This is a genomic window from Pseudomonas tremae (assembly GCF_001401155.1).
Taxonomy (GTDB): Bacteria; Pseudomonadota; Gammaproteobacteria; order Pseudomonadales; family Pseudomonadaceae; genus Aquipseudomonas; species Aquipseudomonas tremae.
This window is the reverse complement of sequence record NZ_LJRO01000200.1, coordinates 28655-52847: the sequence shown is the minus strand read 5'-3', so window position 1 is coordinate 52847 and position 24193 is coordinate 28655. Positions and strand designations below refer to the sequence as shown.

Here is a 24193-nt window from a genome sequence, read left to right as displayed (position 1 = left end):
GTGAAGGTCCCAGTTATGACCAATGGCATAAAGCCGACTGAGACCTAAGACTGGGAGTCTTCACATGAATACTAAATCGCTGATCGCCTGCATGACCCTGCTCGGCTGTTTCTCCGCCGTCACCCTGCCGGTTCATGCTGCCGAGACGCCTGATCCGAAAATCACCGAGTCCAAGGACAACGTTCACGAGCTTGAACTCGGTTCCCGCATACCCGAGAAATATCGCCGCAGCGACCTCGAAGTCAAAGACTGGAAAAGCAAAGGCCTGGAAGAGCCCGCCAAGGAAAGCGAATGGGTAAAGGTCAATGACAAGTATGTGCGGTTTCAGAAAGTGAATGGCCAGATCATGGATATCGTGCCGATCAAAAAGTAATCTCATGTGCCTCGCGCTGGCATGCCTGAGTGACACATAGGGTCACGAAATACATGTCAACGCGGCGCGTCGAAAAGAGTCAGTCAGACATATGCAACATGATCGGTGCAGCCCCACAAGCCTAGGCCCGGTGCCTCTTGCTCCTCACGCTTAAAAGTGGGGATACATTTGGTGGCGCTCTGACTCATCAGTTCAGCTACCCTGGTCGCTCTGCTGAAGGGATATCTGCATGAACAGCACACACCCCAACCACTCGACCGTGAATCCTTTCTTCTGGCGCGATGAGCGTCTGCCTTTCATCGAGGCACGCTCGGTAGAGGACGGCAGAAAGGTCTGTTATGCCCCGCATTCGCATGAATTTTTTTCCATTGGCGCGATCATTGCCGGGCAAAGTACCTATCTGCACGAAAAGACATCGCGGCGCGTCATGGCAGGCACCGTGGTGCTGATGAACCCTGGCGATGTACATGCCTGCAATCCGATCAATGACCAGCCGTGGTCGTACCTGATGCTTTACGTCGACAGCTATTGGCTGAGCGATATTCAGCAAGACGCGAGGCTGGATGCAGCAGCCGGCTTTCAGCCGCTGCCCTACACGCATAGCTGCAATCCGGTCCTGTTCAGCGCATTGACGGCGCTTTACGAGACACTGGTCGACGCGAGTCTCGATACGTTGCAAAAGCATTGCTCAGCCGTATCGTTTTTCACCCTCATGCTGGGCACATTGGGCGCTGCGCAACTGCACCCACCTCAACCCTCCGCTCGAGTCACGCGGGCCGCCGACTACATCAACGAGAACTTCACTCGTTCCATCAAACTTGCCGACATCTGCGCAGTCTCCACCCTGTCGGCGTCGTACCTGATTCGCTCGTTCGAACAGCACTATCACCTTACGCCGCATGCCTACCTACTCAACCGACGCATTCAGCACGCCTGCACCGAACTTAAACAAGGCAAGATGATCGCCGATGTGGCACTCGAAAGCGGTTTTTCCGATCAGGCGCACTTTCAGCGCGAATTCAAAAAGCATCTGGCCGCAACGCCAAGCCAGTACCGGTTGTGATGAATACGATCAGATAACCAGGTAAAACGCGCAGCCAATCAGCAACAGTCCCATGAACCGGTTGAACGCGCGCACGCTCGCCGCGTTGCGCAAGTAATGGCTCAGGAAGCTCCCGGCAAAGGCCCAGCAGCCGAGTGACACATAGCAGACCACGCAATAGATGGCTGCAAATTGCCAGACCAATACAGCCTCGCCATTGGCGACAAAAACGCCCATACCTGCTATCGACGCTAGCCAGGCTTTGGGGTTTAGCCACTGCATGACCGCGCCTTGTATCATCGATGGGCCAGTGCCCTGCTGGCCTAAACTCAGTAGCCCGTTATCGGTTACCAGCCGAAAGGCCATGTACAACAGAAAGGCCACTCCAGCCCCTTGAATGATCCGGGTCAGAAAAGGCCACTGCTGCAAAGTTTCGTGCAGGCCGAAACCGATAAGCAGCAACAACAGCGTGAAGCCCAGCGTTGCGCCCAACACATGGCGCATGCCCGGCCAGAAACCAAAACTTGCGCCGGCGCTTAGCGCCACAATGTTGACCGGCCCCGGCGTGATGGACGACGCCAAAGCAAACGCAGCCATAGAAACCAGCAAACTCATAGAGAACTCCTCGAACACGATCAGAAATGACCGAATCAAGGTAATGGCGGCAACGCACAGCGTATTGAAGGAAATTACCCTTGACCCGGTTTCAGTCATCCGGCGCGCCAGATACAAAACTTAAAACCATTGCTTTTTTGTCCGCTTGGCTTACAAATGCAGAGGCGTGAGCCTGTACCATCACTGCCACCTTCTCTGCGAGCCTGCTCCATGTCCAGAACTGCTGCCATCGCCATTGCCTGCTTGCTGTCCTCCACCGTGCAGGCCGCCTGCCCCGCTGCCAGCCCGGTCGATACCGCGCGCTGGATCTACGAAAAGCATCAGGATTTTTACGTCAACGGCAAAGGGGGCGCGGATTACCTGTCCAAACCACTGTTGAGCCTTCTCAAGAAAGACTGGGCCTGCCAGAACGGCGATCAGTGTGCGGTCAGTGCCAACCCGTGGACAGATGCGCAAGATGGCGACGTGCAGAAACCAATCGACTGGAAGCTGGTGTCCAACTCCGACAAACAGGCGGTGGTCGAGATGACCTACAACCTGGGTTACAAAGACGCCCCGCAACAGCCGGTTACCAGCCAGACGACACGCCTGTTACTGGCCAAAAATGCCAACAGTTGCTGGGTGCTGGATAACATGCAGGGCCCGCAAGGCGTTGCGCTGATGCAAACGCTTGAAGAATTCCCCTACGAGGGCGACTGATCGCCCTTGAAACACTTCAGTATTCTCGGTATTACAGCAACCTGAACCCGAAGAGCGAGCACCATGAATACCTTTGAGCAATCGATTATTGAGGCTGCGCAAGCTGCCACGCCCAATAACACCGATGCCGAGCGCGAAGCTGCAAGAATCGCCGCCACGCAGGCAGTAGCCGATATCATGTCCAGTCGCAGCGGGCTGGACCGCACGCTGGCGCTGGCCGAGCTGCTGAATTCCTATACGGAACAGGACGAGCAGGATGAGGATTAGCGGGGCCGCTGCTACCTGATGAATTTATTTAAGCCAGGCATTAAAGAAACCTGTTCAGGTTGCCGACAAATCGTGCTGGCAGGCTCATTGGAGTCGCTCATTTATCAGGCTAGTGCGCTCGGATGCGACCTAATGGGGAACATCCGTGCAGATTGAGCAGTTGAAAGACATCCAGGCCTACGTACAGCGTACCGCAGACGACCTTGAGCGCGTCTCGGTCAACATGGCCGGGCATCTGTTGTACCTTGAACGTACGTCTCGTCCGCATGAAGCACGAGAAGTCAACGAGCGCATCATCGGTTTACAAGCATCGGTAGACGGCCTTCGCGGCGTGTTCATCTGACGATCTACCGATCTCCGGCCTGCGACAACGGCCTCGCTACTTCCTCCAGAGACTTGCGTTCAGCGGCCGCGCCCCAGATCGACTGCACAACGGCCGCCAGCAACATCAACCCTGCCCCGACAAGATAACCAATCAGCACATTGCTGCGTTCGCCGGTGTCGATCAGTTCACCAAACAGCGTCGGCCCGATCATTCCGCCCAATCCGGTGCCGAATGCATAAAAAACCGCGATTGCCAGGGCGCGAATTTCCAGCGGGAAGGTTTCGGCCACAGTCAGGTAAGCCGAGCTGGCAGCCGCCGAAGCAAAGAAGAAAATCACCATCCAGGCGATGGCTTGCTGAGTGACGTCCATAAGCCCTTGCTGGAACAGGTAACCGCTTATTGCCAACAAGATGCCGGACACGCCGTAGGTCAGGCTGATCATCACTCGACGCCCGATCACGTCAAACAACCTGCCCAGCAACAGCGGCCCGCAGAAATTACCCAGCGCAAGAGGCAGCACATACCAGCCCACTCGCTCTGCGGGCACGCCGTAGAAATCTGTCAGCACCAGTGCATAGGTGAAAAAAATCGCGTTGTAGAAAAATGCCTGTGCAGTCAGCAATGTGAGGCCGACCAGCGAGCGCTGTCGAAACGTCACCAGCAGCGTTCGGGCGACTTCGCCGAGCGGCGTATGGTCTCGAACATGCAGGCGCAGGGGCTTGCCCTCGACCGCTGGCAATGTGTGGCCCTGACGTTGTAGATCCGCTTCGATCTGCTCGACGATTCTCTTCGCTTCGGCCGATTGTCCGTGAATCAGCAACCAGCGCGGGCTCTCCGGAAGCCACAGGCGCATCAACAGCACCAGCAGCCCCAGCACTGCGCCAATTCCAAAACACAGGCGCCAGCCCAGCTCCGCGCCCAGCCATTGAGGGTCAAGTAACACAATCGAGCCGATCGCCCCCAATGCTGCGCCGAGCCAGAACGTGCCGTTGATGGTCAGGTCAACCCAGCCTCTGTAGCGCGCCGGGGTGAACTCCTGGATGGTCGAATTTATAGCCGTGTATTCGCCGCCGATGCCCATACCGGTCAGAAACCGAAACAGCATGAAGCTCCAGAAACTGAACGAGAAAGCCGTCGCCGCAGTAGCGCCGACGTACAGCAGCAGGGTGATGAAGAACAACTTGCGACGCCCGAGGCGGTCGGCCAGCCAGCCGAAGAACAGCGCGCCCAGCACCGCGCCGGCGATATACGCTGCCCCCGCCAGGCCTATGTCGCTGTTGGTGAGGTTGAGCGCCGGGCTGGCCTTCAAGGCCCCTGCCACCGAACCGGCAAGGGTCACTTCCAGGCCGTCGAGCAGCCAGGTAATGCCCAGAGCCACCACCAGCAAGGTGTGAAATCGCCCCCACGGCAGGCGATCCAGACGGGCCGGTAGATCAGTCTCGAACACGCTTGCAGTGTCGCGGGGTGTGTTCATGTCCGGGTTTCCTCACGGCTGACGGTGGTCTCAAGTTGAGAGTCGCTTGCTCTGCCCGAGTTCAGATGATCCAGAACCACAGCAACGTCAGGTTGGCCGCAGAGATCAACCCGAACAGGCCCCAGGCAGCGGTTTTTACCAGGCGGCTGTTGACGAACGGCCCCATCAGCTGCGGATCGCTGGTAAAACGGATCAGCGGCCACAAGGCGAATGGCAGTTGCAGACTCAATACCACCTGACTGAGCACCAGCATTTTGCCGACCGAGCCGTCTCCCAGCCAGATCACCCCGATCAACGCCGGGATCAGTGCCAGCGCACGAGTGATGAGGCGCCGCTGCCAGCAAGGGATCTTCGCCTGCAGAAAACCTTCAAGCACCACCTGCCCGGCGATGGTGCCGGTAAACGTCGAGCTCTGCCCCGCTGCCAGCAATGCCACGCCGAACAGTACGCTGGCGACAGCGCCTCCTACCAGCGGATCGAGCAGGTGATAAGCATCCTGAATCTCGACCACCTCCGTATGGCCGGTGGTGTGGAAGGCTGCTGCAGCGAGGATCAGAATCGCGGCGTTGATCAGCAGCGCAAGACTCAGTGAACCGACAGTGTCCAGTCGCGCGTAACGAATGGCGCTAGCCTTGCTGACCAGGTCCGAACCATTGACCCGGGTCTGGACCACCGAGGAATGCAGATAAAGGTTGTGCGGCATGACTGTGGCACCCAGGATTCCGATGGCAATGTACAAAGGCTCCTGGCTGCTCAGCACATCCCAGCTCGGCCGCAGACCGGCGAAGACATCCGGCCAGAATGGCTTGATCAGAATCAGCTCGACGGTAAAGCAAGTGGCGATGGTAGCGATAAGCCCGAGGACAATGGCCTCGAGACGCCGAAAGTTGGCGCCCTGCAAGGCCAGCACGATCAGCGTATCGAAAGCGGTCAGCGCTACACCGGTGGTGATAGAGACACCCAGCAGCAGATGAAACGCCAGCGCAGCGCCCAGGACTTCGGCCAGGTCGGTGGCGATAATCGACAACTCTGCCAGCAACCACTGGCCTGTGGCGACGTTACGGCTGTAGCGAGCGGCAGACAGCTGCGCAAGATCTCGTCCGGTCGCAATGCCAAGGCGGGAACACAGGTTTTGCAGCACCATACCCGACAGGCTGGCCAGTACCACGACAAACAGCAACGAGTAGCCGAAACGCGAGCCCGCCTCGATGGCGGTCGCCCAGTTGCCGGGGTCCATATAGCCGATCGACACCAGCAGGCCAGGGCCAACGAACAGCATCATCTTGCGCAGCAAGGATGCGTTGGGCGGAATGCTGACGCTGTCAGTCGTTGCCGAGGGACAGAAAGGCGCTGTAGCGGTGGTGGGCAATTTGTACGTCACGGGAACCCGGCAGGTAGAAAGCGAGGCCTCCATCCTAAGGTTTTGCGACACATGTTGATACATCCTTCGCAGCGTCGCACTGCACTTCGCTGGCGGTGCTGACGGGCGGCCAATCGGCTCAACCTAAGCAGTAAAAACAGGAAATCAGAAAACCAAGAGTGCTAACGATTAAACAATCATTCATTCAGAAAACACACGTTGAAGCATTCAGAAACAAAATAATGCAAATCATCAGTAGTACCATCCAGATTCCAACAAGAACTCAGGATGCTCACCGATGAATTCATCACTCCAGACAGGCGTCTCGGTCAGTGACCCAACAAGAGCTGCCTCGATTTCGGCGCGCATCGACCGCCTGCCGGCGGTTGCGACGATATGGCGACTGGTTGCCCTGCTTTCCATCGCCGGATTCTTTGAGCTTTACGACCTGTTCCAGACCGCCTATATCAGTCCGGGGCTGGTTCGCGACGGGATTTTCGCCACGGGCAGTCAAGGCCTGTTCGGGTTTTCCGATCAGGCCGCTTTTGCCTCTGCCACCTTTCTGGGGCTGTTTCTGGGCGCTAGCCTGCTCAGCCCTGTTGCCGACCGATTAGGGCGCAGGACAATCTTCACCTTCGCATTGATCTGGTACACGGTTGCCACCGTGATCATGGGCCTGCAAACCTCTGCCCTGGGCGTTATAGCCATGCGTTTTGTGGTCGGCATCGGCCTGGGCGTCGAACTGGTGACCATCGACACTTATCTCGCGGAACTGGTGCCCAAGCGTATTCGCAGCTCTGCGTTCGCCTTCACCTTTTTCATTCAGTTCCTGTCAGTCCCCACCGTTGCGCTCATGTCATGGTGGCTGGTGCCTCTGTCGCCGTTTGGTTATTCCGGCTGGCGTTGGGTGGTGATCGGCAGCGCAGTGTTTGCCCTTTTTGTCTGGTGGTTGCGCTCGGCATTGCCCGAATCACCTCGCTGGCTGGCGCAGCAAGGACGTTACGACGAAGCCGAACGAATCATGGACGGTATCGAAGCGCGTTGCGTCAAAGACCACGGCAAGCCGCTGGATCAACCGGAACCGCAGAACGTGGCACTCGAAGGCAAAGGCCGCTTCTCAGATATCTGGCAACCGCCTTACCGTCGGCGCGCCGTCATGCTGATCGTGTTCCACGTCTTCCAGGCAATCGGCTTCTTCGGCTTCGGTAACTGGCTGCCCGCGCTGCTTTCCGGTCAGGGCCTCAGTGTCACCCACAGCCTGGGCTATGCGTTTGTGATCACGCTGGCCTACCCGCTGGGTCCGCTGTTGTTCGTGAAGTTTGCCAACCGGTTTGAAAACAAATGGCAGATCGTGGGATCAGCGCTCGGAGCGATGATTTTCGGCAGCCTGTTTGCGTTTCAGAGCAGCGCCGCAGGACTGGTCTTCTGCGGAATTATGATCACGTTCTGCAACGCATGGCTGAGTTTCAGTTACCACTCATACCAAGGCGAACTGTTCCCGACCAATATACGCGCCCGGGCGGTAGGCTTCTGCTACTCGTTCAGTCGCCTGTCTACCGTGTTCAGCAGCCTGCTGATCGGCATATTCCTCGATCACTTCGGCACGCCGGGCGTGCTGGGATTCATTGTCATCAGCATGTTGATCGTGATCATCACCATCGGTCGCTTCGGACCGCGCACACGCAACCTGGCGCTGGAGCAGATAAGCAGCCGCTGACGTCAGGCGGGTGACATCAATACGTGGAGTGGCTCAGGCCTGAGCCCACTCCACGTCAGTGACACCGAAGTGCTCGGCATAGGGTTTGGACACGCGCTGGACTTTTTCCAGGCGGTATTTGGGGATGCGTGCCAGACCTGCGTCCACACTCGCGTGGTGCCACGCCTCTGCGTTATCCATGTTCTCGGTACGTATGTAAAAGCTCTTGAACGAACCGTTTAACAGATAATCAATGCGGTAGTGCTTTGGAAGTGCCATTGAAAGTCTGATCCTTTTTCAGCAGTGACTTGAGTATAGGTGACTCAAACCGACGCCGGAAATTCACTCTTTTTTGGATCCGCGCGACCGGCGTACACCGCCTCCATATCAATCACTCGCCATCCATCAATAGTCATCAAGCATCGTCGGCGCTGAAGCAGACACGTTCTCTGGCGTCATCGGCACGGCTATATTGCTGATGGTCTTTAACTTTTTTGTCGTGGTGAATGTCCGCTTTCGTCCCATAGTGCGCTCACTTTCAAAGGAGCGACTATTCATGTCCGGCATTCAGGGAAGAATTCTTGAGGTTCACCCTCCGCTGGTGGTCGACCTCGACGGCACATTACTGTCTTCGGACATGCTGTTTGAAACGGCGATGGCATTCATACGCCATCACCCGCTGCAGGTGTTGCGGATTTTTGCCTGGCTGCTGCAAGGCAAGGCGTCGCTGAAACAAGGGCTGGCGCTGGGCACCGATATTGATGTGACCTTGCTGCCGTACCACGCAGCGGTCATTGACTACATACAGACCCAACGCCAGAGCGGACGTCTGGTGGTATTGGCAACGGCCTGCCATGACACACTTGCCAGCCAAATAGCCACGCACCTGCAACTGTTCGATCAGGTCTTGGCCTCGGATGGCCTGATCAACCTCTCTGCCCATCGCAAACGCGATCTGCTGGTCAGCCTCTACGGCGAAGGCGGCTTTGACTACATAGGCAACTCGCGGGATGACCTGTGCGTCTGGAAGGTTTCGCGCCAGTCTATCGTTGCCAGCCCGCTGGCAGGCGTAGAGCGCAAGGCACGCGCGCTGGGTAATGTCGCTCAGGTCATCAAAACCGCATCGACGCGGCGGCACGCTTGGTTTAAAGCGCTTTGCCTGCACCAATGGATGAAAAACACCCTGATTCTAGTGCCGCTGCTGGCCGCCCACCAACTCCAGAACCCACTGTTGATGCTTGACGGCTTACTGGCATTTTTATGCTTCGGGCTGTGTGCTTCAAGCGTCTACCTGCTCAACGATCTCCTCGATCTGGCAGACGATCGGCACCACCACAGCAAGCGCCTGCGTCCGTTCGCCAGCGGCCAACTGTCGATAAAGTCCGGCCTGGTCGCGATCCCGCTATTGCTGGTGGCTGCGTTCGCGGGCGCAATGCTCACATTGCCGTGGCAGTTTTCGGCAGTGCTGGCAGCTTATTACCTGTTGACGCTGGTTTACTCGCTTTATCTGAAGCGGCATATGGCAGTGGATGTCATCGTTCTGGCGATGCTCTACACCACCCGCATCCTTGCAGGTGCTGCGGCGTTTCAGTTACCCCTGACGTTCTGGATTCTGGCGTTCTCGATGTTTCTGTTTCTCAGCCTTGCGCTGGTCAAACGCTACGCCGAACTGCGTGACGCCCGGATGCGCAATCTGACCAGCAGGACACGCGGTCGCGGCTACTACCCCGGCGATCTGGAGATGATCGCCTCATTGGGAGCGTCGTCGGGCAATCTGGCCGTCATGGTTCTGGCGCTCTATATCCATGAAGGCGCAACGTCGGCCCTTTACCAGCACCCACATGCGATCTGGCTGGCATGCCCCCTGTTGCTGTTCTGGATAACCCGGATCTGGATGCTGACTCATCGCGGCGAGATGAACGAGGACCCGGTGGTGTTCGCGATTCGCGACCGGGTGAGCCAAGGCATCGGATTTCTGTTCCTGACTGTTTTCTGGGTCGCAGCATGAACGCACCTCTCTATTCATGGGGTCGCTACCCCCTCATTCCGCAGCAAGGTCACGCATGTGAAGCGATAGAGCGCTTGCCCACACATATTGCCGACATCATTGGCCGCCATCGCAGCAGCCTGCCGTTCGGCAACGGACGCAGTTACGGCGACAGCTGTCTGGCCGCCAGCGATCATGTGCTGGACATGCGCCGACTGGACCGCTTCATTGCCGCCGACTGGCAGACCGGCATGGTCCGACTCGAAGCGGGCATGACCTTGTCGCAACTGCTCGACGCAGCCATACCGCATGGCTGGTTTCTACCGGTCACCCCCGGCACCCGATTCGTCACACTGGGCGGGGCGGTTGCCAACGACGTTCATGGCAAGAACCATCATCGACGCGGGACATTCGGCTGTCACGTCAAGCGCTTCGGGCTGATCCGCCAAGGCGAGCCGCCGATGATCTGTTCAGCGCAGGAACACCCGCGATTGTTCGCCGCAACCATCGGCGGCCTGGGCCTGACCGGGGTGATCAACTGGATCGATCTGCAACTCATGCCTGTCCGCACCAGCCAGATTGATAGCTGCGTCGTGCGCTTTGCCAACCTGAAAGAGTTTTTTGATTTGTCCCAGGCTCTGGACGCCCGACACGAATACAGCGTGGCGTGGATCGACTGCCTGGCCAAAGGCAACAACAGCGGGCGCGGGGTCTACATCGTCGGCGACCATGCCGGTTATGGTTCGCTGATGGCAACGCCGCGCCGCGCACTGAGCATACCGTTCATGCCACCGTTTTCCCTGGTGAACAACTTTTCACTGCGCGCCTTCAATTCGATGTACTGGCATGCACATCCACGCCGATCCACGCCAAGGCGCTGCAGCCACGAATCTTTTTTCTACCCGCTGGATCGCCTTCATCACTGGAATCGCCTGTATGGCCGCAACGGTTTTCAGCAATACCAGTGCGTGATCCCGAAAAATTGCGCCCCACAAGCCATTCAGGCGTTGCTCGATGTTATCGCCGCATCGGCGCGGGGATCTTTTCTCGCGGTGCTCAAGCGCTGCGGCAACATCGTCTCACCGGGGTTGTTGTCATTTCCGATGCAAGGCACCTCGTTGGCGCTCGACTTTCCGCAGACCCACGATCTGGCCGGTTCTCTGTTCCCGCGCCTGGACGCTATCGTCCGGGAAGCCGGCGGACGCCTGTACCCGGCCAAGGATGCCCACATGAACGGTAGCGATTTTCGTTTGGCCTACCCAGCCTGGGAGCAACTGGAAGCCCTGCGCGACCCTTCCCTGATGTCCCGCTTCTGGAAACGAGTGATGCCATGAAACGAATCCTGATCATTGGAGCGACCTCTACCATCGCCCACGCCTGCGCTAGGCTCTGGGCAGTGCAAGGCTGTGATTTTTTCCTCGTCGCACGCAATGTGGAAAAGCTGGAAAGCAACGAAGCCGACCTCAAGGCTCGTGGTGCCGGGAGTATCATGCTGCACCCCATGGACGCTACGCACTTTGCCGAACACCCGGCAATGCTCGACGCATGCCTGAAGGCCTTGGGCCAGATCGACATTGTGCTGATTGCGCATGGCACATTGCCCGACCAGCGCGCGTGCGAACAAGACGTTGCCCTGGCGCTGCAGGCTTTCATCACCAACAGTGTTTCAGTGATCGCGCTGTTGACCCTGCTGGCCCGGCATTTCGAAATACAGCGCTGCGGCACACTGGCGGTTATCTCTTCGGTGGCTGGCGAGCGCGGCCGCCCTTCCAACTACCTTTACGGTTCGGCCAAGGCAGCAGTCACCACGTTCTGCGACGGGCTGGACGCGCGTATGTTCAAGATCGGTGTGCGTGTGCTGACCATCAAGCCCGGTTTTGTCGATACCCCCATGACCCAGGGTCAGAAGTTGCCTGCCGCGCTGGTTGCGCAGCCTGAAACGGTTGCCAGACGCATCGTCGCGGGGATTGAGCGTCAATCAGGCAGTCTTTACGTACCGGGCTACTGGGCCTGGATCATGTGGGTGATCCGCTCGATACCGCGAGCGCTGTTCAAAAGGCTCGACCTGTGAGCAGTCTGTCGGCGCTGTCAGGGTGGCGTTATAGGGCGGTATTGCTTTCAGTGGTCGGCTCTGCGCTGGGGTATCTGGGGTTTTCCCTGTGGGGCGGCTGGCAGGCGGTGAGCGAGGCGGCCGCCAAGGTCGGGCTGCTTGGCATTGGCGCAGCATTGCTGATGTCCGCGCTCAATTACGGCCTGCGCTTCGGCCGCTGGCAACTCTACCTTCAGGTCCTGGGGCATCCGCTCGCGTGGCGACACAGCCTGAGCATTTATCTGGCGGGCTTTGCCTTGACCACGACGCCTGGCAAGGCCGGCGAAGCCTTGCGCGGCGTGCTACTCAAACCGCTGGGCGTGCCCTACCCGCACAGCTTTGCCGCCTTTTTCAGCGAGCGCCTGTCCGACTTGCTGGCCATCGTGCTGCTGACGTTGTTCGGCTTGTCGTGGTATCCGCAAGCGCAAACAATCATCGTGCCTGGCCTGATACTGGTACTCGCCGTCCTGCTGGTCCTGTCTCAACGCCCTTTGCTGCAACGCCTGCGGGGTTTGATACCGGCGGCCAGCGGCACACGACGGCACAGACTGTGGCGGCAAGTATTCGACATGTTGCTCGCGGCGCGCCAATGCCTGCGCTGGGACGTACTGCTGACGGCCAGCTGGCTAAGCCTGATCGCCTGGAGCGCCGAAGCACTAGCGTTCTACTGGATGCTTGGCTGGTTGGGCGCCCAGATCCCCCTCACGTTTGCCGTGTTCACTTACGCATTGGCGATGCTCGCAGGCGCAGTGAGTTTCATGCCTGGCGGCCTGGGCAGTGCCGAAGCGGTCATGGTCGGACTGCTGATTTTCAAAGGCATGCCAAGCGCGGATGCCGTTGCGGCAACGCTACTGATCCGCCTGGCGACCCTGTGGTTTGCGGTGGCCATCGGGGCGGCGATGCTGTCCCGGTTCAAAGACGCTGCACAGGTGCCGGAGCGTCAGCCCTGACGCCGCCAGGTAATCGTTTCCCGTTTTTCTGTTCACCTCAAGGAGGAGTTTTATTCAATGCCTGCCGATACTTCACGCGCATCAAACATCATTCCCATGGTTCTGCTATGCCTCGCCATTGCAGCGAGCTTTCTGGCTTCCAGCGGGCCGGTGCAATGGATGGACAACGGCATGTTTCTGGCCAATGCCCATGAGGGGCCGTATTTCAGCCAGTCGCTCGGACCACTGGAGCATCCGCTTTATCAGTTGTTCAATGCCGTATTTTTGACTTTGTTCGGAGCTACGCCGCTCAGCCTGCTGAATTCTATGATTTTGCTGCCACTCGCCTGGGTCATCTATCGACTGGCCCTGAACGTCGGTGCAGGGCCTCGTCAGGCCGTACTTGCCGCAGTGGCGACACTGCTCGCCCACGGAGTTTTCTGGGTCTCGACCAAGGCGGAGGTCTACCTGCTGCACACCCTGCTCGTGCTGCTGACATATGCGTTGCAATTTCACGACAGCAGCCGGCTGACACCGTTGAAAAAGCTGTTCATGGTCGGCGTTCTGACCGGCATGGCCGCCTCGATCCACCAACTGACCTTTGTGGTCCTGCTGCCGTTGTACGTGCAAATTCTGTATCAGCACAAAGCTCTGGCGCTGATCACACTGCCCGGCTTCCTGCTGGGCTTTGCGGCAGCGGCCTTTGCTGTGATCAATGATCTGAACGCAGGCTCGGGGCTGCTGGAGATCGCCCGTCGTTATCTGACCGGAGCGTCCTCGACTCTCGCTGGCCCGGAATGGGAAGGCAGCCTGCTGCGCTTCGACCAACTGTTACAGGAAAAAACCTCGGTAGTGCTGTTGCTGCTATCGCTGATCGGACCTCAGCTGGCGGGTCTGGTGCTGTTTCCCAAGGGCAGTCGGTTACGCTTGCTATGGGCCGCGGCACTCCTGAACCTGGTATTCGCCATTTCCTATAACGTCACCGACCGCTTTACTTTTTTCCTGCCTGGCATAGCGATGTTGAGTGTCCTTGGCATGATTCAACTGCGGCGCCTGTTGCCCCGCAACGCTGCTCGCGGGGTCCTGCTCAATCTTTCAGTGTTGTCCGCGCCTGCGGTGATCCTTCTGGCCTATGCGCTTTACGCCAATGGCGTCATCCAGCTGCCTGCGCATACCGAAAAGCTGCCGATGCGAGACGACATTCATTATTTCATGGTGCCTTATCTGCGCGATCGATCTGCCGAACAGTTCGTGCACGCCTACGAAGAGTCGGTGCCGGAGGGCGCGCTGCTGATCGCCGACTGGACGCCCATGGGTGCGCTGCGCTCAGCTCAGGCCGTGGGACTGCTGAGCGGGCGCGAGCTGGCGATGTGCGGCGATGCCGTCGACACGCGCGAGTACCTGAATGGCCAAGGCGCGTACCTGACGAGACTGAGCCATTGCGAAACATATGCCGAAGATTATCGACTGGAAAAACAGTCGGTCGGCTACGTTCTGCGCCCTAAGTAACCCGGTGTTGGCGGGCGATGGACGCTGTACCACACAGCGCCTTTTCGAAAACGCTCGGTACACTCAAGGCTGCCAGAGCGCCTGCCCGCCTCCCAGTTTACGGTCCAGAAAACTGGCCGCGCTGATCAGCGCCAGATGACTCAAGGCCTGCGGTGTGTTGCCCAGATGCCGCGCGTGACTGTCGAACTCTTCGGCATACAGCCCCAACGGGTTGGCGTAACGCAGCAGTTGCTCGAACTCCAGATGCGCCTGCTCGACCCGCCCGGCACGGGCCAGACATTCCACGTACCAGAACGAGCAGGCCACGAAGGCGCCCTCTTCGCCCGCCAGGCCGTCATCATGATCGTCGTCGTTGCGGTAGCGGAATACCATGCCATCGCGCACCAGCGCTGCTTCGATGGCATCCAGCGTCGCCAGCCACTTCGGATCATTGGCCCCGACAAAGCGCACCAGCGGCATCAGCAACATGGACGCATCAAGGTTGCGGCTGCCCTTGTGTTGCACAAAGTGGCCCAGTTCTTCGTTCCAGAAGTTCTCCCAAATGTCGTTCTGGATATCTTCGCGCACCTTGTTCCAGCGTTCGAAAGGCCCCGACAGCGAACGTTTCAAGGCCAGGCGCAGAGCACGATCCAGCGCCACCCAGCACATCAGCCGCGAATGCAGAAAGTGCTGATCGCCGCCGCGCATTTCCCAAATGCCCACATCGCGGTCATTCCAGTGCTCGCACACGTAATCTACCTGACGCACCACATGTTTCCAGCCTTCATGGGAGATTGCGTCACCGTACTTGTTGGCCAGGTAAACGGCGTCCATCAGCTCGCCGTAGATGTCCAGCTGGACCTGCTCGTACGCTTCATTACCAATACGCACTGGTTGCGCACCGCCGTAACCGGAGAGGTGATCGAGATGTTCTTCGGGCAGCTCGGCATGGCCGTCGAGGGCATACAGAATGCCGAGCTTCTCGGTCTGTTCGCAGCAGTCATCCAGGCGCCCACGCACCCAGCCCATGAACGCATTGGCTTCTTCGGTGTAGCCCAGGCGCATGAACGCATAAACGGTGAACGATGCGTCACGGATCCAGGTGTAACGGTAATCCCAGTTACGTTCGCCACCCTCGGTTTCCGGCAGGCCAAATGTCGCTGCAGCGACGATGCCGCCATGCTTGCGAGAGGTCAGCAGCTTGAGCGCCAGCGCCGAACGGGTAACCATTTCACGCCAGCGGCCCTTGTACTGCGACTGGCCAGCCCAACGACGCCAGAATTTCAACGTGTCGTTGAAATAACGCGAGCACTTGCCCGCTGCGACATTAGGGTCGTCGATACCGCCAAGAATGAACTCGATGGTCTGGCCTTTGTGCATATGAAACTCAGCGACCGCGTCCTGATCCTGCAGATGCAATGGCGTGGCAGCCGACAAGCGCATGCCCGGCTGCCCCTCTGCCTCGAAACAGACGTCCTGGCCGTCGATGCGCGCGTTGGTTTCAGCGCGGCTGTAGTCCATGCGCACGCGGCAGCGCATCCGGATCGTCGCCTCGCCAAAACGCACCTGCACGCGACGTACGATACGCGGCAGGTCTTCCTGATCTTCGCCAATCGGCATCAGGTCAGTAACTTCCACCACCGCATCTTCGGAAATCCAGCGGGTTTGCAGCACGTTGGTGTCGGGCAGGTAAATCTGCAGCCTTCGTGCATCAGGCAGATCCGGCGCCAGCTGAAAGATTCCGGCGTCGTTGGTGTCGAGCAGCGCGGTAAAGATCGACGGGCTGTCGAAGTCCGGCCAGCAACAGAAGTCGATACTGCCGGTGTCGGCGATCAGCGCTGCACTGCGCATGTCACCGATGATGCCGTGATTCTCGATGCGGTTCTGCGCCTCTTCCGGAAAGTCAGCCATTGCCACGAAACTCCGGATAAAGGGTCATACCACCGTCGATGAACAGGGTAGTACCGTGGACATAATCGGATGCATCGGAAGCCAGCCAAAGGACCGCGTTGGCAACGTCTTCCGGCTCGCCGATGCGGCCGTAGGGAATCAGCTTGAGCATTTCCTTCTCGGCATCACCTTTACGCGCGTCGGCATTGATCGGCGTGCGGATCGCACCCGGCGCAACACTGTTGACGCGAATCTTCAGTTCGCCGACTTCCTGGGCGATGCTGCGCATCAGCAGGTCGACGCCGCCCTTGGACGCTGCGTAATTGACGTGCCCGGCCCAAGGGATCAACTGGTGGACCGAACTCATGTGAATGATCTTGCCCATCGCCCTGGACACATTGGGGCGCATGCCCTGCTTGATGAACTGGCGCAACGCGGCGCGGGCGCAAAGAAACTGCCCGGTCAGGTTGACATTGATGACCGTGTTCCAGTCGTCCAGGCTCATGTCGACGATGGACGCATCTTTTTGCAGACCGGAATTGGCGACCAGAATATCCAGCGCACCGAAGTGCTCAATGGTCTGGGCGAACATCCGCTCGACATCTTCCTCTTTCGACACGTCGGCCCCGATCGCCAGGGCACGGCCACCCGCAGCGCGAATTTCTTCGGCCAGCTTCTCGGCAGGTTCAGCCTTGGAGTTGTAGTTGATGACCACTGCAGCGCCAGCGTCGGCCAGCGCCCTTGCGGCACCGGCACCCAGTCCGGAACTGGCACCGGTAACGATTGCGACTTGTTGCTTGAGAGAGATATGCATCAGGGTTCAGCCTCGAAGTAAGCACCTAGTGCTGACTGGCGAGGCTGACGGGAAGTTCAGTGCAGGTTATGGCGCGGGGTTGGGTTGCGCGGTGTGAATAGCCTCGATACCGGCGATCACTTCATCGGACAGCGTGACATCGATGCTGTCCAGATTGATCTTCAACTGCTCCAGTTTCGTGGCGCCGATGATGTTACTGGTCACGAACGGGCGGCTGGTCACGTAAGCCAGTGCCATGTGCGAAGGGTCCAGACCATGCTCGCGGGCCAGCGCAACGTATTGGGCGGTAGCGCTGACGGCCTGCGGGTTGTTGTAGCGCTGGAAGCGCTCGAACAGGGTCAGGCGGCCATCGGCCGGACGTGCGCCGTCAAGGTACTTGCCGGCCAGCACACCGAACGCCAGTGGCGAATAGGCCAGCAAGCCGATCTGTTCGCGAATGGCGATTTCTGCCAGACCGACTTCGAATGTGCGGTTCAGCAGGTTGTAGGGGTTCTGGATCGACACGGCGCGCGGCAGATCAAGCTTTTCGGCAAGGCTCAGAAAGCGCTGGGTGCCCCACGGCGTTTCGTTGGACAGACCGAAGTGACGGATCTTGCCTGCCTTGACCAGATCAGCCAGGACCGACAGGGTTTCCTCGATCTCGACCGCTTGGTCGTCAGGGTCGTGGGTATAACCCAGGACACCGAAAAAGTTGGTCTTGCGATCCGGCCAGTGCAACTGGTACAGGTCCAGATAATCCGTGTTCAGACGCTTGAGGCTGGCCTCAAGTGCTGCAGTAATGTTCTTGCGGTCGAGGCGCGGGTTGCCATCACGGATGTGCTCCATGCGACCGGGTCCGGCCACTTTGCTGGCCAACACCCAGTCGCTGCGGTCGCCGTACTTCTTGAAGTACTCGCCGATGATGCTTTCGGTCTTGGTGTAGGTCTCGCCACGCGGCGGCACCGGGTACATCTCGGCCGTGTCGAGGAAGTTGACCTTGGCGTCCTTGGCCATACGAATCTGTTCGAATGCTTCATCCTGGGTGTTCTGCTCGCCCCAGGTCATGGTGCCCAGACAGATCGCGCTGACCGACAGGTCGGTTTTGCCCAATTTACGAAATTGCATCGATGTCTCCGTTTGATTCAAAAAATTACGGCGTGAAACAGGGCTTCCATAAAACGCCGACTGGTCATTCACTGCAACACTTTTATCTAGCGATAGCCCTGCGCCTGAAGATCGAACAGCGTTGCGTAGCGCCCTGCAGCGGCGATCAGGCTGTCATGGTCACCGCGTTCCAGCACCCGCCCGTGCTCCAGTACAACGATGTGCTCGGCGTTACGCACGCTGGAAAACCGGTGCGATATGAGCAGCGTCATGCGGCCTTTCGCGTATTCACGGAAATGATCGAACACGGCGGCCTCTGCGCCTGCATCCAGCGCAGCGGTGGGTTCGTCGAGAATCAGAATATCGGCGTCCCGGCGCATGTAAGCGCGAGACAGCGCTATTTTCTGCCATTGACCACCGGACAGCTCCTGACCGCCTGCGAACCAGCGTCCCAACTGCGTGGCGTAACCCTTGTCGAGCTGTTCGATGAACTGCGCGGCCATGCCTTGCGCCGCCGCCTCGCGCCAGCGGGTTTCATCGTGAAACGCATGAGTGTCGCCGACACCGAGATTTTCGCCGACCAGAAACTGATAACGAATGAAGTCCTGAAAAATCACGCCAATGCGCGAGCGCAGCGCATCTTCTTCCCAGTCCTGCAAATCGCTGCCATCCAGCAGGATTCGGCCCTCGTCAGGGCGATACAAGCGGGTCAGCAGCTTGATCAGGGTGGTCTTGCCCGAACCGTTTTCACCCACCAGCGCTACGCTGCGACCCGGTGCCAGGTGCAGGTCGATATGCTCAAGTGCCGGGCGGCTGGTGCCCGGGTAGGTGAAACTCACCCTTTCGAAACGCATGCCATCGCCTGGCAGCGCGCCCTGCGTCAGGCTGCCCGTCGGTGGCGTGACCGGCTGGCCAAGGTAGACATACAGGTCCGCCAGGTACAGGCCGTCCTCATACAAGCCGCTAATAGCGCTAAGGCTGCTACTGACCGCGGCCTGCCCCTGCTTGAAGAGCACGAGGTACATGGTCATCTGACCGAGAGTGATTCTGCCCTGTACCGCATCGATCACTACCCACGCATACGCCAGGTAGAACGACGCAGTGCCCAGCAGCCCCAGCAGAAAGCCCCAGCCGTCACGGCGCAGAGTCAGGCGGCGGTCTTCGGTGTACAGACGCTCGAAGGTCTCGCGATAGCGCCGCAGCAGCAATGGCGCGAAGCCGAACAACTTGACTTCCTTGATGTAGCCCTCGTGGGAAAGCAGAGTTTCAATGTAATTCTGTCGACGGGTTTCCGGGGCACGACGCGTGAACAACCGGAACGCATCACCGGAAAAATGAGCCTCGGCAAAAAACACCGGCAATGCACCGACAACCAGGATCAACAACGCCCACGGCGAAAAATGCACCAGCAGCACAGCAAAGCTGATCAGCGAAATCAGGTTTTGCAGCAGCCCGAGCGATTTGGTCACCAACGCGAGCGGCCGTGTCGAGGCCTCGCGCCGGACACGCACGAGTTTGTCGTAGAACTCCGAATCCTCGAATTGCGACAGCGACAGGGTCTGGGCCTTTTCCAGAATCAACGTATTGACCTTCTGGCCCAGCAAAACCCGCAACAGCGCCTGCTGCACTGACAACGCTCTTTGCGCACAGGCCAGCAGCGCCAGCACACCGGCTTCGAACAATACGTAACGCAATACCGGCCACAGAGGCGCGTCGCCGGTGCTGGCGTGCAACTGCATTGCGGCCACGACGGCGTCCACGATGCGCTGTCCCAGCCAGGCGGCCAGTGCGGGCAACAGTCCAGCAATCAGCGTTGCCAGTATCAGGCCGACGGACAAGCCGCGAGAAGTGGTCCATACCAGGTGCATAGCCCGAAAGGCCTGCTGCATGAAAATAGTGAAGCGCTTGAAGACAGGCATTCGCAAAAACTCTCGAGACCGGTAGAACCCCCGTGTCGGGCGGCCATCATACGACCACAGGTTCGTGAAAAAACAGGAAGCAGATCATGAACGACGCTTACAACCTGCAACGCTTTGTCAACGCTCAGCAGCCAGTGTTCCAACAGGTGGTAATGGAACTTGAAGCCGGGCATAAACGCAGCCACTGGATGTGGTTCGTGTTTCCGCAGATCGAGGGGCTGGGCCGCAGCGACATGGCACAACGTTACGCCATCAGCGGTCTGGAAGAAACCCGCGCCTACCTGCAGCACCCGCTGCTCGGTGCGCGCCTGGAGCAATGCGCCAGCATCATCGTGACTCAGGCGGAGCGTACGGCACGCCAGATATTCGGCTCGCCGGATGACCTGAAGCTGCATTCGAGCATGACCCTGTTCGCCCTCGCCGCCCCTGAACGACCAGTGTTCAAGAGCGTGCTTGATGCATTTTTTGCAGGCGAACGGGATAAAACCACGGAAAAGCTTCTGTCACGCTGATCATCCATGAAATGCACCCTCAAACGAGCGGAGTCGGTGCCAACTGGTTCAAATGCCCTTCGGCGCGCGCTGCACACAGCGTTCACGCCGGTCATCCACGCGCTCGGCGAACCAGGCGGTGGTGAGGTTGCGAGTGATTTTCGGGCTTTTCAGGGTAATGCCGGGCAATACGGCCCTTGGCAGGGGCTTGCCTGCTGACGTGTCGGCCAGCGCGAATACCTTGCGATACAGATCGGTGTCCTCGAACTCCAGGGTGTCGCCCTGCTTGAGCTGACTCCATATCTGCGACTTGTTCATGCCCAACCGGTCCGCCAGCGTGCGCACTGCAAGCTCGGTGGCGCCTGGCGAGGTGGAGTCGAAGCGGATCAGGTCCCCATCAAGCGCCAGTTCGATACCGGTCGCGCGGCTCACAGCATTTTGAAATGCGGCGTTACGGCTGGCGTACCAACCGGCATTGAAGTCGGCGAAGCGGTACAAGGTCTGCGTGTAGTTCACCGGGTAACCCAGCAGATGGGCGATGCCGAAATACATGCCGCCACGGCGGGTAAACACTTCTCGCCGGATCGAACCGTCAACCGTGTAGGGATAATCCTCGGCATGTTTTTCGGCGAAAGCGATGCTGACCTGCATCGGTCCACCGGTCTTGACCGGATTGAAGTTACCGAAAAGGACCTGCCCCAACGGCACCATGCCGATGAAATCATCGAAAATGGCGCTCAGGTCCTTTTCCGTATGAGCCGAGTCGAGCCGCTTGCCGTACGTCTTGCCATCCGGCGAACGCACCCGCAACGCCGTGGCAATCAGAGCATTCGGAATGTGCAGCCGCGCGGCGCGGCGGTCGATTTCGGCGCGGGCAATACGGCCCATGCCCGGCACTGCAGGGTCAGCCTGAAAGGTCGATTCCTGTTCGGTCACAGCCAATACAGAACATACGTTTTCGGTTGTCATCGGAATTTTCTGCGCGGCGAACGCGGCCTGGATATCCGCCGCCCACGCCTGCCGGTCCGAGACATTGGCAGGCATCAGACGCGAGATCTGCGCACGCGCCTGCTCGGGGCTCAGTTCAGGCTCTTGAGCGCGCTGAGTACCGCACCCCGCTAGTGCCACAAGCGCAGCACTCATCATGAGCCATTTGCACACACTTCGATTCAATCCATGACTCCTGACGATTTGCGTTCCGAGCACTGTTACCTCAAAAGACTGACCAGTCAATTCGCGCGCTGAGTTTTTCCAGCGCAGCCATACCAACCAGGGAGTTACCTGCCGCGTTCAACTCCGGAGACCACACACAGACTGAAAAGCGCTCCGGCACGATTGCCACAATCCCGCCGCCTACCCCGCTTTTGCCCGGCAGACCGACGCGGTAGGCGAAGTTTCCGGCTTCGTCGTAAAGACCGCTGGTGGCCATGATCGAATTGACCTGGGTGGCCTGGCGGGCGCTGAGGATCTGCTCGCCACTGTGGGCGCAAAAACCTTGATTGGCCAGAAACCCGAAAGCTCGCGCCAGATCAATGCAGTTCATGCTCAACGCACAATGGTGAAAATAACTGCGCAGCACGTCCTCTACGTCGCCGTGAAAATTATCGAAGGATTTCATCAGATAAGCCGCCGCCGCGTTGCGCGAACGGTGCTGGTATTCGGACTCGGCGACCTTGGAGTCGGAGGTGATCGAACGGTTGCCGCACAGACGGCGCACAAAATCGCGCATCGACAACGAAGGCGCCGCAAAACGCGCCTGGTTAATGTCGCAGATCACCAGCGCACCGGCGTTGATGAACGGATTGCGCGGCCTGCCTCGCTCGAACTCCAGCTGCACCAGCGAATTGAACGGCTGGCCGGAGGGCTCATGGCCCAGACGCTGCCAGATGTCCTCGCCGGAATGGCCGATGGCCTGAACCAGACTGAACACCTTGGAAATGCTCTGAATCGAAAACTGTGTCTCGGCATCACCCGCGCAGAATATCTGGCCATCGTTGCCATACACCGCGATGCCCAGCTGATCAGGCCGAACTCCGCCCAGCGCCGGAATGTAATCGGCGACCTTGCCCTGGCCGAGCAAAGGTCTTACTTCATCGAGGATTTCGTTCAGCAGGTCTTGCATGTAGGCGCCCCTTGTTTTGGGTGCGCACACTACAGCAACGCTCAGCGCCTCGCATCACTGCATTGTGGATCACGTAACCGGCGTAGTGGATGCCCAGTCCGCTCAGGTCAGGTCATCGACGAACCTGAAAGAGTGGTGCGGCGCAGAGTTGTGACGCGGAGCCTCACCCGAGGCATTCTCACGCGAGCATGGGGAACGGGAATCTGGACTATCGTGTGACGCTCCGCGTGCCACTTGCGCATATCAGGCAATACGTCAATGACCGCTGTGATCACCGTGCCCGCCGTCTTCGTCACTGGTCAGTGACCTGGCTATCGCCGTGACCTGAACGGATTCCTTCACGCCCTTGGCGTCTTCCACCGTAAGGGTCAGGGGCACCTTGTCACCCTCTTTGACCTGCGCAGCAAGGCCCATGAACATCACGTGATAGCCGTTGGAGTCAAATACCACCGGCTCACCCGCCGGCAGGTCGACCGAGGTCACGCGTTGCATGCTCATCACATCGCCTTTCATGCTCATCTGATGGATCTGCACGGTCTTGGCAGCAGGTGAAGCAACGTCCACCAGTTTGCTGTCGGTGCTGGACGTAATGCGCATGAAGGCGCCCGTCGAAGGCTGGCCCGGTACGGTGGCACGCACCCAGGCATCATCGACGTGTGTTTCAGCCAGTGCCTGAGCGCTCAGGCCCAGCAGCGAAAGGGTCAGCAAAAGCGGTTTTACGGCATTACGAATCAGAGCAGTCATCAGCATACTTCCATCAAAGTGAGCAGATCTTCGGTGCATTGTTGAGCGGACAGCCTGTGCGACAACCCCAGGCGCAGCACGCCGCGGGTGTCGTAGACGTAACTGGTGGCTGTGTGGGAAATGGTGTAAGTATCGCCCAGCGGGACCTTCTCGAAAAACACGCCGAACTCCTTCGCCGTTGCGGCCGTCTCTTCAAGCGTGCCGGACAGGGCAACGAAGGTCGGGTCGAATGCTTTTACGTAGGCATCGATCACTTCGGGCGTATCGCGCTCCGGATCAAGTGTAATGAACACCACCTGAAGCGTCTTGCCCTCCTCGCCCATCAGTTTTCTGATCTGGGCGGCACGCGCCAGCGCCGTCGGGCAAATGGCCGGGCATTGGGTGAAGCCAAAAAAAATCATCGGCATCAAGCCGCGAAAGCTCGACAGGGTCTTGACGTTGCCTTTCGAATCCTTGAGCCGGAAGTTACGGCCAACAATTTCGTTGCTCATGTCTTTGCCGTGCTTGAACGGCAAAGCATTGGAATTGCCACAGCCAGCCAGCAGGCCAAGGCTCAGCAACGAGAGGCCTGTGACCACCTGGCGGCGGGTCGGTTGGTACGTCATGTCTTACGTCCCCTGGAGGATAAGGCGCGTGGGTTCAGACAAATTCAGAGGGGGCGAATTTACCACTCACGGACGGTCGGGAATACCGACAATCCTGTATCAAACCATTAGCAGGCGCGCAAACGTCGGTCTTATGGGCGTCAGGCAGGGTGCGACAAAACAGCACGGGGCTGGCTGCAAG

24 protein-coding genes are annotated in these 24193 nt (G+C 58.7%); 12 read left to right on the top strand and 12 right to left on the bottom strand.

What is annotated here, in order from left to right; all coding sequences use genetic code 11:
• The first annotated feature begins 64 nt into the window (after positions 1-64).
• Both ALO43_RS14290 and ALO43_RS14285 read left to right on the top strand, forming a co-directional pair.
• Positions 65-373 (top strand): RcnB family protein, encoded by a 309-nt coding sequence (locus tag ALO43_RS14290; RefSeq protein ID WP_005893256.1) that lies wholly within the window; start codon positions 65-67, stop codon positions 371-373.
• A gap of 229 nt (positions 374-602) precedes the next feature.
• A complete protein-coding gene (locus tag ALO43_RS14285; protein ID WP_054997697.1) occupies positions 603-1436 on the top strand; it encodes an AraC family transcriptional regulator in 834 nt (277 codons plus the stop codon).
• 9 nt (positions 1437-1445) lie between these two features.
• Here the strand turns inward: ALO43_RS14285 and ALO43_RS14280 are convergent, their stop codons facing one another.
• Entirely contained in the window at positions 1446-2030 is a 585-nt protein-coding gene (locus tag ALO43_RS14280; protein WP_054997715.1) for a LysE family translocator, read from the bottom strand.
• 210 nt (positions 2031-2240) lie between these two features.
• Here ALO43_RS14280 and ALO43_RS14275 point away from each other — a divergent pair, with 210 nt between their 5' ends.
• From ALO43_RS14275 to ALO43_RS14265, 3 genes are all read left to right on the top strand, one after another.
• Positions 2241-2729, top strand: a complete 489-nt coding sequence (locus ALO43_RS14275; protein ID WP_024669111.1) for a DUF3828 domain-containing protein — start codon at positions 2241-2243, stop codon at positions 2727-2729.
• A gap of 63 nt (positions 2730-2792) precedes the next feature.
• Positions 2793-2996, top strand: coding sequence for a hypothetical protein (locus ALO43_RS14270; protein WP_024689889.1), 204 nt, complete (start codon positions 2793-2795; stop codon positions 2994-2996).
• 145 nt (positions 2997-3141) lie between these two features.
• On the top strand, positions 3142-3339 hold the full coding sequence (locus tag ALO43_RS14265; protein ID WP_054997696.1) for a hypothetical protein: 198 nt from the start codon (positions 3142-3144) through the stop codon (positions 3337-3339).
• Between the two features lie 4 nt (positions 3340-3343).
• Here ALO43_RS14265 and ALO43_RS14260 read toward each other — a convergent pair whose 3' ends face one another.
• On the bottom strand, positions 3344-4795 hold the full coding sequence (locus ALO43_RS14260; RefSeq protein ID WP_054997695.1) for an MFS transporter: 1452 nt from the start codon (positions 4793-4795) through the stop codon (positions 3344-3346).
• A 61-nt stretch (positions 4796-4856) separates the two neighbouring features.
• Positions 4857-6176, bottom strand: a complete 1320-nt coding sequence (locus ALO43_RS14255; RefSeq protein WP_042932619.1) for an Nramp family divalent metal transporter — start codon at positions 6174-6176, stop codon at positions 4857-4859.
• 277 nt (positions 6177-6453) lie between these two features.
• On the opposite strand from ALO43_RS14255, the gene ALO43_RS14250 reads away from it, so the two are divergent.
• Positions 6454-7872 carry an MFS transporter gene (locus ALO43_RS14250; RefSeq protein WP_005893271.1) on the top strand — a complete coding sequence of 473 codons (1419 nt, stop codon included), beginning with the start codon at positions 6454-6456 and terminating at the stop codon, positions 7870-7872.
• A gap of 33 nt (positions 7873-7905) precedes the next feature.
• On the opposite strand, the gene ALO43_RS14245 is transcribed toward ALO43_RS14250, so the two are convergent.
• The gene (locus ALO43_RS14245; RefSeq protein ID WP_005893272.1) at positions 7906-8130 is read right to left on the bottom strand and encodes a DUF6555 family protein; all 225 of its coding nucleotides are present in this window, start codon (positions 8128-8130) and stop codon (positions 7906-7908) included.
• A 277-nt stretch (positions 8131-8407) separates the two neighbouring features.
• Between ALO43_RS14245 and ALO43_RS14240 the strand changes: the two genes are divergently transcribed.
• From ALO43_RS14240 to ALO43_RS14220, 5 genes are read left to right on the top strand one after another with little or no spacing between them, the layout of a single operon-like run.
• Complete coding sequence (locus ALO43_RS14240; protein ID WP_054997694.1) at positions 8408-9859, top strand: UbiA family prenyltransferase; 1452 nt, start codon at positions 8408-8410, stop codon at positions 9857-9859.
• Entirely contained in the window at positions 9856-11172 is a 1317-nt protein-coding gene (locus ALO43_RS14235) for an FAD-binding oxidoreductase (protein ID WP_054997693.1), read from the top strand. Before ALO43_RS14240 ends, ALO43_RS14235 begins: the two co-directional genes overlap by 4 nt.
• A complete protein-coding gene (locus ALO43_RS14230) occupies positions 11169-11909 on the top strand; it encodes an SDR family oxidoreductase (RefSeq protein ID WP_053480824.1) in 741 nt (246 codons plus the stop codon). The genes ALO43_RS14235 and ALO43_RS14230 overlap by 4 nt, the downstream gene beginning before the upstream one ends.
• Entirely contained in the window at positions 11906-12877 is a 972-nt protein-coding gene (locus tag ALO43_RS14225; protein WP_053932274.1) for a lysylphosphatidylglycerol synthase transmembrane domain-containing protein, read from the top strand. Before ALO43_RS14230 ends, ALO43_RS14225 begins: the two co-directional genes overlap by 4 nt.
• A 57-nt stretch (positions 12878-12934) precedes the next feature.
• A complete protein-coding gene (locus ALO43_RS14220) occupies positions 12935-14365 on the top strand; it encodes a hypothetical protein (RefSeq protein WP_005893277.1) in 1431 nt (476 codons plus the stop codon).
• Positions 14366-14428: 63 nt separating this feature from the next.
• On the opposite strand, the gene ALO43_RS14215 is transcribed toward ALO43_RS14220, so the two are convergent.
• From ALO43_RS14215 to ALO43_RS14200, 4 genes are all read right to left on the bottom strand, one after another.
• Complete coding sequence (locus ALO43_RS14215) at positions 14429-16255, bottom strand: glycoside hydrolase family 15 protein (protein ID WP_024669102.1); 1827 nt, start codon at positions 16253-16255, stop codon at positions 14429-14431.
• Positions 16248-17048, bottom strand: a complete 801-nt coding sequence (locus ALO43_RS14210) for an SDR family oxidoreductase (protein WP_024669101.1) — start codon at positions 17046-17048, stop codon at positions 16248-16250. Before ALO43_RS14210 ends, ALO43_RS14215 begins: the two co-directional genes overlap by 8 nt.
• 66 nt (positions 17049-17114) lie before the next feature.
• The gene (locus ALO43_RS14205) at positions 17115-18152 is read right to left on the bottom strand and encodes an NADP(H)-dependent aldo-keto reductase (protein WP_005893286.1); all 1038 of its coding nucleotides are present in this window, start codon (positions 18150-18152) and stop codon (positions 17115-17117) included.
• A gap of 86 nt (positions 18153-18238) precedes the next feature.
• The gene (locus ALO43_RS14200; RefSeq protein ID WP_024689882.1) at positions 18239-20050 is read right to left on the bottom strand and encodes an ABC transporter ATP-binding protein; all 1812 of its coding nucleotides are present in this window, start codon (positions 20048-20050) and stop codon (positions 18239-18241) included.
• Between the two features lie 86 nt (positions 20051-20136).
• Between ALO43_RS14200 and ALO43_RS14195 the strand changes: the two genes are divergently transcribed.
• Positions 20137-20562, top strand: a complete 426-nt coding sequence (locus tag ALO43_RS14195) for a DUF1810 domain-containing protein (protein ID WP_054997692.1) — start codon at positions 20137-20139, stop codon at positions 20560-20562.
• Between the two features lie 48 nt (positions 20563-20610).
• On the opposite strand, the gene ALO43_RS14190 is transcribed toward ALO43_RS14195, so the two are convergent.
• The 4 genes from ALO43_RS14190 to ALO43_RS14175 all read right to left on the bottom strand — a co-directional run bounded on the left by ALO43_RS14190 (position 20611) and on the right by ALO43_RS14175 (position 24012).
• Positions 20611-21687, bottom strand: coding sequence for a DUF1615 domain-containing protein (locus tag ALO43_RS14190; protein WP_054997691.1), 1077 nt, complete (start codon positions 21685-21687; stop codon positions 20611-20613).
• 67 nt (positions 21688-21754) lie between these two features.
• Positions 21755-22663 carry a glutaminase B gene (glsB, locus tag ALO43_RS14185; protein ID WP_005893300.1) on the bottom strand — a complete coding sequence of 303 codons (909 nt, stop codon included), beginning with the start codon at positions 22661-22663 and terminating at the stop codon, positions 21755-21757.
• A gap of 255 nt (positions 22664-22918) precedes the next feature.
• Positions 22919-23413, bottom strand: coding sequence for a copper chaperone PCu(A)C (locus tag ALO43_RS14180; protein WP_162235589.1), 495 nt, complete (start codon positions 23411-23413; stop codon positions 22919-22921).
• Positions 23407-24012, bottom strand: a complete 606-nt coding sequence (locus ALO43_RS14175) for an SCO family protein (RefSeq protein WP_005893304.1) — start codon at positions 24010-24012, stop codon at positions 23407-23409. Before ALO43_RS14175 ends, ALO43_RS14180 begins: the two co-directional genes overlap by 7 nt.
• Positions 24013-24193 lie beyond the last annotated feature (181 nt).

Coding starts and splice junctions, on each gene's coding strand:
- glsB (WP_005893300.1), bottom strand. CDS start 22,663: ATGCAAGACCTGCTGAACGAAATCCTCGATGAAGTAAGACCTTTGCTC.
- ALO43_RS14190 (WP_054997691.1), bottom strand. CDS start 21,687: ATGATGAGTGCTGCGCTTGTGGCACTAGCGGGGTGCGGTACTCAGCGC.
- ALO43_RS14280 (WP_054997715.1), bottom strand. CDS start 2,030: ATGAGTTTGCTGGTTTCTATGGCTGCGTTTGCTTTGGCGTCGTCCATC.
- ALO43_RS14270 (WP_024689889.1), top strand. CDS start 2,793: ATGAATACCTTTGAGCAATCGATTATTGAGGCTGCGCAAGCTGCCACG.
- ALO43_RS14260 (WP_054997695.1), bottom strand. CDS start 4,795: ATGAACACACCCCGCGACACTGCAAGCGTGTTCGAGACTGATCTACCG.
- ALO43_RS14180 (WP_162235589.1), bottom strand. CDS start 23,413: ATGCTGATGACTGCTCTGATTCGTAATGCCGTAAAACCGCTTTTGCTG.
- ALO43_RS14245 (WP_005893272.1), bottom strand. CDS start 8,130: ATGGCACTTCCAAAGCACTACCGCATTGATTATCTGTTAAACGGTTCG.
- ALO43_RS14240 (WP_054997694.1), top strand. CDS start 8,408: ATGTCCGGCATTCAGGGAAGAATTCTTGAGGTTCACCCTCCGCTGGTG.
- ALO43_RS14215 (WP_024669102.1), bottom strand. CDS start 16,255: ATGGCTGACTTTCCGGAAGAGGCGCAGAACCGCATCGAGAATCACGGC.
- ALO43_RS14195 (WP_054997692.1), top strand. CDS start 20,137: ATGAACGACGCTTACAACCTGCAACGCTTTGTCAACGCTCAGCAGCCA.
- ALO43_RS14285 (WP_054997697.1), top strand. CDS start 603: ATGAACAGCACACACCCCAACCACTCGACCGTGAATCCTTTCTTCTGG.
- ALO43_RS14235 (WP_054997693.1), top strand. CDS start 9,856: ATGAACGCACCTCTCTATTCATGGGGTCGCTACCCCCTCATTCCGCAG.
- ALO43_RS14290 (WP_005893256.1), top strand. CDS start 65: ATGAATACTAAATCGCTGATCGCCTGCATGACCCTGCTCGGCTGTTTC.
- ALO43_RS14275 (WP_024669111.1), top strand. CDS start 2,241: ATGTCCAGAACTGCTGCCATCGCCATTGCCTGCTTGCTGTCCTCCACC.
- ALO43_RS14250 (WP_005893271.1), top strand. CDS start 6,454: ATGAATTCATCACTCCAGACAGGCGTCTCGGTCAGTGACCCAACAAGA.
- ALO43_RS14175 (WP_005893304.1), bottom strand. CDS start 24,012: ATGACGTACCAACCGACCCGCCGCCAGGTGGTCACAGGCCTCTCGTTG.
- ALO43_RS14200 (WP_024689882.1), bottom strand. CDS start 20,050: ATGCCTGTCTTCAAGCGCTTCACTATTTTCATGCAGCAGGCCTTTCGG.
- ALO43_RS14220 (WP_005893277.1), top strand. CDS start 12,935: ATGCCTGCCGATACTTCACGCGCATCAAACATCATTCCCATGGTTCTG.
- ALO43_RS14210 (WP_024669101.1), bottom strand. CDS start 17,048: ATGCATATCTCTCTCAAGCAACAAGTCGCAATCGTTACCGGTGCCAGT.
- ALO43_RS14230 (WP_053480824.1), top strand. CDS start 11,169: ATGAAACGAATCCTGATCATTGGAGCGACCTCTACCATCGCCCACGCC.
- ALO43_RS14205 (WP_005893286.1), bottom strand. CDS start 18,152: ATGCAATTTCGTAAATTGGGCAAAACCGACCTGTCGGTCAGCGCGATC.